General features: G+C 66.6%; 10 protein-coding genes. 7 read left to right on the forward strand and 3 right to left on the reverse strand.

Features of this window, described 5'->3' with window-relative positions; genetic code table 11:
* From NA10_RS31455 to NA10_RS38990, 3 genes are all read right to left on the reverse strand, one after another.
* Positions 1-898: serine/threonine-protein kinase (locus NA10_RS31455; RefSeq protein ID WP_157556865.1), on the reverse strand; the 898-nt coding region annotated here is incomplete at its 3' end.
* A 50-nt stretch (positions 899-948) separates the two neighbouring features.
* The gene (locus tag NA10_RS31460; protein ID WP_245678086.1) at positions 949-1635 is read right to left on the reverse strand and encodes a response regulator transcription factor; all 687 of its coding nucleotides are present in this window, start codon (positions 1633-1635) and stop codon (positions 949-951) included.
* Positions 1616-2998, reverse strand: coding sequence for a sensor histidine kinase (locus NA10_RS38990; RefSeq protein ID WP_067574341.1), 1383 nt, complete (start codon positions 2996-2998; stop codon positions 1616-1618). Before NA10_RS38990 ends, NA10_RS31460 begins: the two co-directional genes overlap by 20 nt.
* 197 nt (positions 2999-3195) lie before the next feature.
* Between NA10_RS38990 and NA10_RS31470 the strand changes: the two genes are divergently transcribed.
* The 7 genes from NA10_RS31470 (at position 3196) to NA10_RS31500 (ending at position 10606) form a co-directional block, all read left to right on the forward strand.
* Positions 3196-3525 (forward strand): hypothetical protein, encoded by a 330-nt coding sequence (locus tag NA10_RS31470; protein ID WP_067574342.1) that lies wholly within the window; start codon positions 3196-3198, stop codon positions 3523-3525.
* A gap of 50 nt (positions 3526-3575) precedes the next feature.
* Positions 3576-4340 (forward strand): ABC transporter ATP-binding protein, encoded by a 765-nt coding sequence (locus NA10_RS31475; RefSeq protein WP_067574343.1) that lies wholly within the window; start codon positions 3576-3578, stop codon positions 4338-4340.
* Positions 4337-6832 (forward strand): ABC transporter permease, encoded by a 2496-nt coding sequence (locus NA10_RS31480; protein ID WP_067574344.1) that lies wholly within the window; start codon positions 4337-4339, stop codon positions 6830-6832. The genes NA10_RS31475 and NA10_RS31480 overlap by 4 nt, the downstream gene beginning before the upstream one ends.
* A 14-nt stretch (positions 6833-6846) precedes the next feature.
* Positions 6847-8361 (forward strand): Asp-tRNA(Asn)/Glu-tRNA(Gln) amidotransferase subunit GatB, encoded by a 1515-nt coding sequence (gene gatB, locus NA10_RS31485; RefSeq protein WP_067574366.1) that lies wholly within the window; start codon positions 6847-6849, stop codon positions 8359-8361.
* Between the two features lie 90 nt (positions 8362-8451).
* Positions 8452-9609 (forward strand): hypothetical protein, encoded by a 1158-nt coding sequence (locus NA10_RS31490; protein ID WP_067574345.1) that lies wholly within the window; start codon positions 8452-8454, stop codon positions 9607-9609.
* 94 nt (positions 9610-9703) lie between these two features.
* A complete protein-coding gene (locus tag NA10_RS31495) occupies positions 9704-10021 on the forward strand; it encodes a WXG100 family type VII secretion target (protein ID WP_067574346.1) in 318 nt (105 codons plus the stop codon).
* A 66-nt stretch (positions 10022-10087) separates the two neighbouring features.
* Positions 10088-10606, forward strand: coding sequence for a YbaB/EbfC family nucleoid-associated protein (locus tag NA10_RS31500; protein ID WP_084515555.1), 519 nt, complete (start codon positions 10088-10090; stop codon positions 10604-10606).
* The last annotated feature ends 32 nt before the right edge of the window (positions 10607-10638 follow it).

Below are 10638 nucleotides of genomic sequence, written 5' to 3' on the forward strand. Positions count from 1 at the left end.
GCGCGGCGGGCGGCACGGTACGGCCCGGCTGCAGAAACTCGGTCGGCGGCGCACCCACCGGACCGCCCACCAGCGCGGTGCGTGCGGCCCTGGCGAATTCGCCCGCCGTCAGATACCGGCTGTTGGGATCCTTGGCCAGCGCGCGCCCCATCACCGCGTCCAGCGCGGGCGGAATCCCGGCGCGCTGTAGGCTCGGCCGCGGTGCCGGATCGGACAGGTGCGCGCGCACCAGCACGCTCATGTTCTGCGCCGCGAACGGCCGATTGCCGGTAAGGCATTCGTGCAGAACGCATCCCAGCGAGTACAGATCCGCGCGGCCGGTTACCGGACCGGAGTCGTCGAAACGCTCGGGCGCCATATAGGCGTACGAGCCGACGGCGGTGCCCGCCATGGTGAGGGTGGTGTCGCCCTCGGCGCGCGCGATACCAAAATCCGCCAGATATGCGAAATCCGCATCAGTCACAAGAATATTGGCGGGTTTCACATCCCGGTGCACGAGACCCGAGTAGTGCGCGGCATCCAGCGCCGCGGCGATCTGCTCGATGATCCCGACCGCGCGCAGCGGCGTCATCGGCCCCCGCGAATCCAGCAGACTGCGCAGATCCTGACCGCGCACCAGCCGCATATCGATATACAGCTGCCCGTCTATCTCACCCCAGTCGTGGATCGGGATGATGTGCGGCTCGGCCAGGCGCGCCGCCGCCTGCGATTCACGGCGGAAACGTTCCTGGTAGCCGGGGTCTTTCGCGAGTTCGACGGGTAGCAGTTTGAGCGCCACGACACGATCCTTGGAGGCGTCGTAGGCCTCGTAGACCTCACCCATGCCGCCCCGGCCCAGCAGCGAGCGCAACTCGTACGGCCCGAACCTGCCTCCGGACCGCGATGGCGGTGCATCCACCCCGTCAAACCTCCAACCTCATCGGGTGAGGATGCGAAGCTCTTCGCAGCTCACCCCTCGAGAGTGGATTCTCCCGGTGCGACTACACCATGGTCAAACGCGAACACGATCGCGGCCGCGCGATCACGTAATCCCAGCTTTCCGAAAATGTGTCCGACATGGCTTTTCACCGTCACCTCGGAGATGCCGAGCGCGCTTGCTATCTCGGAGTTCAACCGGCCTCTGGCGATCAGTTCGAGCACCTCGACCTCGCGCACGGTGAGTTCGCCCAGGCGGCCGCCAGCCGGGGTGGGGCGGGCCGACCGGTACGCGGTCAGCACCCGCGGTGTCACCGACGGATCCAGCCAGGAACCGCCCCGGGCGACGGTGCGCACCGCGCGGATCAGATCCTCGGCGGGGGAGTCCTTGAGCAGGAATCCCGCCGCGCCCGCGCGTAATGCGCCCGATAGCAATTGATCATCATCGAAGGTGGTGAGCACCAGCACCGGGGGCGCGTCGGCGCGGGTGCGCAGGGTGCGGGTCGCCTCGATACCGCCGATGCGCTTCATCCGCAGATCCATCAGCACCACATCGGGCCGGTTCGCGGCGATCGCGGCGGGCACCTCGTCACCGTCGGCGCATTCGCTGACCGCGAAACCGTCACGGCGGCGCAGGATTCGGCGCAGACCGCCGCGCACCAGCTCCTGATCGTCCACCACCAGTACGCCGATGAGCTGCTCATCCGGCTGCGATGTCACGCGCGTCCTCCTGAATATCCTTGGCCACCATGGGATTCGGCCGGTCGTGCAGTTTGCGGGCCATCGACTGCAGCGCACCGCGCAACGAGTCCTCTGCGCTGACCGCCATACAGGCCAGCGAACCGGCCATCGGAATGCGGGCATACACCCGCCAGCCGTCCTCGTCCGGACCGGCGTTCAGGGTGCCGCCCAGCAAGGAAATGCGCTGGCGCATACCGGATATGCCCATACCGCGACCCGGCCGCAGTGCCGCCCCGGCGGGCAGGGTGTTGCGCACCTCCACTGTGATGTCTTTGTTGCACAGCATGATTCGCAGCTCGGCCGGTGCGCCCGGCGCGTGCTTGGCGATATTCGCCAGCGATTCCTGGCTGATCCGGTACAGCGCCAGCCCGACGCTCGCGGAGATGTTCGAGGGATCGCCGTCCATGCGGTACTGCACCGTCATCCCCGCGCGCACGAAATCCGCCACCAGATCGCCGATGTCCTCCAGCCCCGGTTCGGGAGCTTGCGAGGTCGGCCGCTGATCCAGCAGGCCCACCGTGCGGCGGATATCAGCCATGGCCTGGCGGCCCAGGCGCTCGGCATCGGTGAGTGCCTCGACGGCGTCGTCGACATCGCGATCGGTTTGCAGCGCGTGCCGGGCCGCGGTCACGTGCAACAGCGTGATGCTCAGCGAATGCGCGATCACATCGTGCACCTCGCGCGCGATCCGGCGGCGCTCCTCATCGGCGGCCGCGACCGCGCGCACCTCCTGATACTCGCGCTCCTGATACAGGTAGCGGCGCTGATAATTCAGCATCTGACCGGTCATCCAGCCGCAGGCCACCGCGAAGAACCAGATGGGCATGCCGATATCCAGGTGACCGATGGATGAGAAGAACATCAACTCGGCGACCATGGCCAATGCCACCGGAATGCTCGCGATCATCGGGGCCAGGGCCGCGATCTCCCCGGCCGCGGCGATCAACACGAAGGGCGAGGCATCGGTCGGCACCGGCTGAGACAGGAACAACGCCTCCGCCGACATGGTCAAGGCCGCGATCAATAGCGGTTTGGGCACCAGTCCGAAGAAGGCGTACAGCGGACCGCTGCTGTAGGCCAGGCTCAGCGCCAGCAGCGGCACGACGATGGAATAGCCGTGCGCACAGCGCTGGATCACCGCGAGCGTGGCGACCGCGAGCAGCACGATAACGATCAACGCGACGATATTGGCCGGGTAGCCGAACTGCTCGGCATTGCGCCGGAACTCGGTCACCGGGTGCCGCGCGAACTCGCGGATCCGATTTCCGCTCGCCCACGCCCAGTCCCGAAAATCCCGCAGCGCACGCCCGGCCGCTGTGGGGGTGGCGTCGGTCACGTCCATTCTGCAAGGCTAATGGCCGAATCTGACGGCGTACATCGTTCGTAGGCAGGGGCTCGGCTCCTACCGGGGTAGGAGGTCAAGTCGCTGCCGCGGCACGACGACAGGAAACCCCCGCCTCCGTAGCGTCTGAACACAGACGGATCCGGCGCCGAACCGGCCGGATCGCGAGGCAGCACCTTCAAGAGAGGTTGGGGGCCATGAGCTGGGCAGACCTACATGATCGAACCGACATCCTGCACACCGTCCTGGAGCGCGCGGCGCGAAATCCCGCCGATACCGGGCTGTTCGACGATCTTCCCGAGCTGGACCGGCTCTTCGGCGGTCGTGACGGCCTGCTGCTGGCGCTGCGGCACCGCTGGGAGAACCATCTGGGCGTGAAGCTGGATCACGCACTGGGGGAAGGGAAATCGACGGTCGAGGTCTATCTCGAACTCGCCGCCGAACAGCCCGCGCTGCGCGCCGTCCTGGACATCTACGACACCGACCACCGCTACATCCGCCCGCATCCGCGGGCCATGGCGAGCTGAGCCGCATCGGTCTCGCCGGACACGCACGCTGATCTACGAGGGGAAGCACCATGCTGGAATTGACCGACGTCACCAAGGAATACCGCGTCGGTGGGCAGTCCGTGCGCGCGCTGGACGGGATCAGCCTGCGCATCGAACCGGGGGAGTTCACCGCCATCATCGGGCCCTCCGGATCGGGCAAATCCACGCTGCTGCATCTGCTCGGCGCCCTCGACTCGCCCGATACCGGGTCGATTCGATTCCGGGACAAGGAGATCGGCGACCTCGACGACGACCGGCAATCCGAATTCCGCAGGCATCAGGTCGGTTTCATCTTCCAATTCTTCAATCTGCTGCCCACTCTCTCCGCCTGGGAGAACGTGGCCATACCGAAGCTTTTGGACGGCACCGGATTACGCAAGGCAAAACCCCGGGCGCTGGAGCTGCTGGATATGGTCGGGCTGGGCGATCGGGCCGAGCACCGGCCCGCTGAACTCTCCGGCGGACAGATGCAGCGGGTGGCGGTGGCGCGGGCGCTCATCATGGATCCGCCGCTGATTCTCGCCGACGAGCCCACCGGCAACCTGGATTCCAAGACCGGGGCCTCGATTCTGCGATTGCTCGGTGATATCACCCGGGACGGCAATTCGGTGGTGATGGTGACCCACGATATGGGTGCGGTGCGGTACTGCGATCGCGTGATCACGCTGCGGGACGGGCTGATCGGCTCCACCGAGCTGGTGGAGCGCACCGATGACGGCGAGGTGCGCACCGTCCCGGTGAGCCCCGACGGCACGACCGCCGCCGCCGGCGACGCGGGCGTGGTGCGCGCATGATCCAGGCGATGTGGGATCGGCTGCGGCTGTTCAATATCGGCGAACTCTTCGCCCACCGCGGCCGCACCACCATGTCCATGGTGGTCATGGGAGTCTCCGCGGGACTGCTGGTCTCGGTCTTCAGCATCTCCGGCTCCATCACCGGATCGGTGGACCGGCTCACCCGCGGCCTCGGCGGCAATGCCGCCCTGGAAATCAGCGGCGTCACCGACGCGGGCTTCGATCAGGCGCTGCTGCAACAGATTCGGGGCACCGCCGGGGTGGGGACGGCGGTGCCCATGCTGCGCGAATCCGTCGGCGCGGGGGATAAAAAAGCCTTGCTGATCGGCGCGGACGCCACCGTCTCCGCGCTGGGCAGTGATCTCGGCGGGCCGCTGCGAGATCAGGCGAGCAAACTGCTCAGCGTCTCCAACGGGGTGCTGGTGGGTTCGGCCCTGGGGCACAAGGAGGGTGAACAGATCCAGCTCGGCTCCCTCAACGCCACCGTGGCGGGCGTCATCGACGACGCGACCGCCGAGAAGCTCAATGGCGGGCATATCGTCATCGCGCTCTTGCCGGTCGCGCAGAAGATCGCGGACCGGGCCGGGCGACTGGATTCGGTGCAGATCATTCCCGCCGCGAATACCGATGTGGACCAACTGCGTTCGGCGCTGACCCAGGTCGTCTCCGGACGTGCCGTGGTCGCCGATCCGGATCTGCGCACCGCGCAGGCGGGCGGATCGGTTCAGTTGGTGCGGTATTCGACGCTGGCCTCCTCGGCCTCGGCGCTCATCGTGTCCTCGTTTCTGATCTACAACGCCATGAGCATGGCTGTGGCGCAACGCCGTCCGACACTGTCGCTGCTGCGCGCCATCGGCGGCAGACGCGGCCCGATGGTGCTCGGACTGCTGGTCGAGGCCGCCATCCTCGGCCTGCTCGGCGGGCTGAGCGGATCGATCATCGGCATCTTCATGGGCCGCGCCGCCATCGACAAACTGCCCGCCGCCATCCTGCAATCGGTCGAGGCGCGTACCGAATACAGCGTGCCCGGCTACGCGATTCCGGTGGCCATTGCCGCCTGTGTGATCGCCAGCGTGGCCGCGGCCGCCATCGCGGCCCGGCAGGTCTACAAGGTCGCGCCCATCGAGGCGCTCGCCCCGGTCGGCAGTTCCACCGCCGATACGGTGAACCCGCTGCTGAAGTGGGGTTCGCTGGTGCTCGGCCTGATCATGGTCGGCGGTGCGATCGTCATCGCCGATGCCGATATCGGCCGCTACTCACTGGCCGCCATCTCCCTGGCCATTACCGGCTCGGTGGTGCTGTGCTTCGCCGCGACCGGGCCCATCGTGCGCGCGATCGCCGCCGTGGCAAGGCTTTTCGGTGCGCCGGGGGCACTCGGCGCGACCACCCTGGAACGCGCGCCGCGTCGCGTCTGGGCCACCGCCATGACCGTCATGATCGGCGTCTGCGCCACCGTCGCCATGGGCAATGCCTCCCGCAATATGGTCGACGCGGCGGCCGCCACCTTCGAAGGTCTGGGCCGCACAGACGTTTTCGTCAGCGCCACCGCCATGGAACAGTTCCCGACCGGCCCGATTCTGCCCGCCGATCTGAAGCGGAAACTCGCCGCCATCCCCGGCGTGGGCGGAAGCGGTTCGGCGCAAATGGCTTTCGCCACTCTCGGCCGCGGCCGGGTCATGTTGCAGGGGTATGAGGGCGGTGTGGCCCGCAGTTCCGCGCTCGAGGGCGCCTCGGATCGAGATCTGGCCCGGATGGCAGCGGGCGAGGGCGTGGTCATCTCGCGGGATGTGGCCCGTTCCCTCGATGTCAGCGAAGGCTCGGGCCTCGATCTCCCGACGCCCACCGGCGTGCACCACGTCACGGTGCTGCGGGTGGTCCCGTACTTCTCGGCCATCGCCGGAATCGTGGTGCTGGACTTGAATATCCTGCGCCAGTGGTACCAGCGTCCCGGGGAGACGATCATCGGCGTCGACTTCGCGCCCGGCGCCGATCACACCGCGGTGCTCAATGCCATTCGCGCCGCCGTCCCCGCCGACTTCCACGTGGCCACCGGGCAGCAAGCCGTGACGGCCATCTCCAGCAGCGTCCGCCAGGGCACCTCCATCAGCGCCGCGATCCTCTGGATCGTCGTGCTGGTCGCCACGGTCGCGCTGCTGAACACCCTGATGCTCTCGGTCCTGGAACGCCGCCGCGAACTGGGTGTGCTGCGGGCCATGGGCACCAGCCGCCGCTTCCTGTTGCGCACCGTGCTCACCGAGGCGGTCGGCATCGGATTGACCGGTGCGGCACTGGGTCTGGCCGTGGGCTCCGCCGTGCACTATCTGGCGACCGTCGCGCTGGGCCATGCCCTGTCCATCGACATCCACTACGAACCCGGTCCGCTGCTGCTGGTCTACGCCGTCGTGGCCCTGATCCTGGCGCTGCTTGGCTCCATCCCACCGGCCCTGCGGGCCGCCCGCCTGCCCATAGTCGAGGCCATCGCGATCGACTGAATAGGATGGTGGCCATGAGCGCAGCCACGGTCGACTTGATGGACTACACCGACGTCATCAGCCGGTACGAGCCGGTGCTGGGTATGGAGGTGCATGTCGAGCTGGGGACCGCGACGAAGATGTTCTGCGGCTGCCCCACCGAATTCGGCGCGGAGCCCAATACCCAGGTGTGCCCGGTGTGTTTGGGCCTGCCCGGATCGCTGCCGGTGGTGAATGAGAAGGCCGTCGAATCGGCCATTCGGATCGGCCTGGCGCTGAACTGCTCCATCACCCCCTGGGGGCGGTTCGCGCGGAAGAACTACTTCTACCCGGACCAGCCGAAGAACTACCAGATCAGCCAGTACGACGAGCCCATCGCGACCAACGGATATCTGGACGTGGTGCTCGACGACGGCTCGATCTTCCGGGTCGAGATCGAGCGCGCCCATATGGAGGAGGACACCGGCAAGTCCACCCATATGGGCGGCGCCACCGGCCGCATCCACGGCGCCTCGCATTCGCTGCTGGACTACAACCGCGCGGGCGTACCGCTCATCGAGATCGTCACCAAGACCATCGAGGGTGCGGGTGAGCGGGCCCCCGAGGTGGCGCGCGCCTATGTCACCGCACTGCGCGAGGTGCTCAAGTCCCTGGACGTCTCGGATGTGAAGATGGAGCAGGGCTCGCTGCGCTGCGATGCCAATGTCTCGCTGATGCCCAAGGGCGCCAAGGAATTCGGCACCCGCACCGAGACCAAGAACGTGAACTCGCTCAAGAGCGTCGAGGTCGCGGTGCGCTACGAAATGCGCCGGCAGGCCGCGGTGCTGGCCTCCGGCGGCACCATCACCATGGAGACCCGGCACTTCCACGAGACCGACGGCACCACCTCCGCCGGCCGCCCCAAGGAAACCGCCGAGGACTACCGCTACTTCCCCGAACCGGACCTCGAGCCGGTCGCCCCCGACGCCGCCTGGGTTGAAGAACTGCGCGGCACCATCCCCGAATACCCCTGGCTGCGCCGCGCCCGCATCCAAGCCGACTGGGGCCTGTCCGACGAGGTCTTCCGCGACCTGGTCAACGCCGGAGCGCTCGACCTGATCATCGCCACTGTCGACGCCGGCGCCTCTGTCGACGCCGCCCGCTCCTGGTGGGTCGCCTATCTCACCGAGAAGGCCAAGGAACGCGAAGTCGCCCTCGAAGACCTGCCCATCACCCCGAAGCAGGTCGCGGAGGTCGCAGGGTTGGTCGAGGCCAAAACCATCAACAACAAGATCGCCAAGCAGGTCGTCGACTTCGTCCTCGCCGGCGAAGGCGAGCCCGCCGCCATCGTCGAAGCCAAGGGCCTGGGCATGGTCAGCGACGATTCGGCCCTGCAAGCCGAAGTCGACAAGGCCCTCGAAGCCAACCCCGCCATCGCCGACAAGATCCGCTCCGGCAAGATCCAGGCCGCCGGCAAGGTGGTCGGCGACGTCATGAAGGCCACCCGCGGCCAGGCCGACGCGGCGCGCGTGCGCGAGCTGGTCCTGGCGGCCTGCGGCGTCACCGAATAACACCCGAAGCGATCGGCGCAGAGCCACCCGGCTGTGCGCCAACGCTTTCGGTAACCACGTGCTGATTGCGACTCCGATACGGGGGCCGATGTGAGTCTGGAGGATCCGACCGGTGAATCACCGGACGTAGGATTCACACTTGCCGGGGCGAGTCCGGCTGTCGAAGCGGTTCAACGCCCGAACGATCTGACCGATCGCATCGCGAACGAACTCGCGACTCTTCTCTCGACCGCTGGGCGACGACTCGATGCGGCTTTCGCATTGACAGTCAGTGATGAGGCGGGGCAGGTGGTCATTTCCGACGGACAACAGGCGGTGCTCGCGCGACCGCCGGCCGCGGTACTTCCATTGCTACGCGAATTACGGGACCGGTCAGCGGAATCCCCGGACGGCCCGTGGTGGCGGGTGCTGATTTCGCTCACACATGTCGCCGACGCCCGGTTCGAATACGACTACGGTGAAGAGCCGTTCCCCGGGGATCACCTGTTTCCGGTTCAGGCGTATCTTGCTGATCTGCGCACCTACCCACGCAAGCGGCTTCCGGTGTGGCTCGCGGCGTATATCGGTCACGACGAGCGCCAAACCCGACCACCGGGCATCGCGAGTGTTCAAGCGTCGACCGACGTCGCATCCGGGATAGCGGCGACGCCGATCGGCGCGTCTCTGCCGCCCTTTCCGGTGATGTGGTCTCGCTGGGGCGTGATTTCTGCGGCGTTCGTGGCCGCGAAATCTCCGTGGGGTCCACGCATCTCGACAGCCTTGGGATGGTTCGAGAGCGCCACGCGCAGTGGCTCCACTCTGCACAGACTTCCGAACGGAAGGGCAGTTCTCTCCGGCGGAGTATGGAACGCGCAAGAACTCGACGCTGCGTACAACGACGGCTCCAGGCTGCCCCAACTCTATCGAGGTGCTCCGGATTGGGTTGCCGATCCGGTCCTGAATTCCCGTGCCGCGAATGGGCTGCTGTCTTTCTGCTATTGGTGGGATGGGAAGGCCTGGTATGGTGGTGAATCCCCATCAATCGACGCGGTGAGCGTTGCGATTCCGGGTGTTTGGAGCAGTGATTCCACGGTTGACCTCGTCGCAGAATCGACCGAGGGTAAAGCCGGTGCCTGGGCCACGGCCCTTGTTGCCGCGGCCGAGACCGGTACGGTGACTCGAGCTCTGCTGGCGAGGGCATTGGCAGGGGAAGACATCGATTTCGATAATGCGTACTACCAGCTGATTCTGGCCGGGGTAGTGAATTAGGTACTACCCCTGTCCCGTTCGCTCCTCGGTGGTCGGGCCACGCTCCGTATATGATCAACGCGGATTTGCTCATATTGTCGCAACGGGGGTTGTCATGGCAGGCAAAGTGGAAGTCAGTGTGGCTGGGATGCGTTCCACGGCAACGGGTCTCGAGGATGCGGCGGCTCGCCTCGAATCCATCCGCACGGCGCTCGACTCGGCTGCTGCCGCCTACGAGGGCTGCTGGGGCGATGACGAATACGGCCATAATTTCGCCAAGGGCGACAACGGCTACGAGTCACGCAAGCCCGCACTGGAGAAGGTGCTCGCCAACACTGTCGATCGGCTGCGGAAGTATTCGGGTGGTTTGAGTGACGGCGCGGCCGTGTTCGAGAGGGCCGAAGCCAACAACACCGCCAGCTTCCGTTCCTGACAATAGACAACCGGGGCTCCGGGACGACGGCGTTGGCGCCGTTCCAGGAGCGGGGGAGGATTCCGCGTGGCGAACGAGGTAGCGAAGGAACAACTGGCGGAGTTGGTCGAGCTGGTGCAGGGCGGCATGTCGGCGATGGCTCGCGCTCAGCGAGAGCGCGCCCGCCTCACCGCGACCGCGCACGCCGCCGGTCGTCGGGTCACGATCACCGTGAATGCGGACTGCATCGTGATCAAGACTGAATTCTCCTCGGACATAGACGATCTCACGTATTCGGAGATCGCGGCCGCGGTAACCGCTGCCACCCAGGATGCGGCCGCGCAGGTACAGGACAAGGCTCAGCAGATCCTGGATGCCGTGCACGAGGAGCAATCTCGAATCCCGGCGCTGTCTGAATTCTTTCCCGATATGCCGGACATCCGGACCATGATCCCCACTCCGCCGGTGGTCTCGACCGCGCCGCCGGAGTCTCCGGACCGCGCCGAACCGGAACCCGAACCCGCCGTGGTCTTTACCGATGTCGAGGAGTGGGAGCACGACAGGTCACCTCAGGCGCGGTCGAGTATCGCGGCGCCCGAGTGGTGATCCGCTGACAGCGGCTCGCGACCATGGGATGG

Origin of the sequence: Nocardia acidivorans NBRC 108247, from assembly GCF_001625085.1 — a bacterium.
Classification (GTDB): domain Bacteria; phylum Actinomycetota; class Actinomycetes; order Mycobacteriales; family Mycobacteriaceae; genus Nocardia; species Nocardia acidivorans.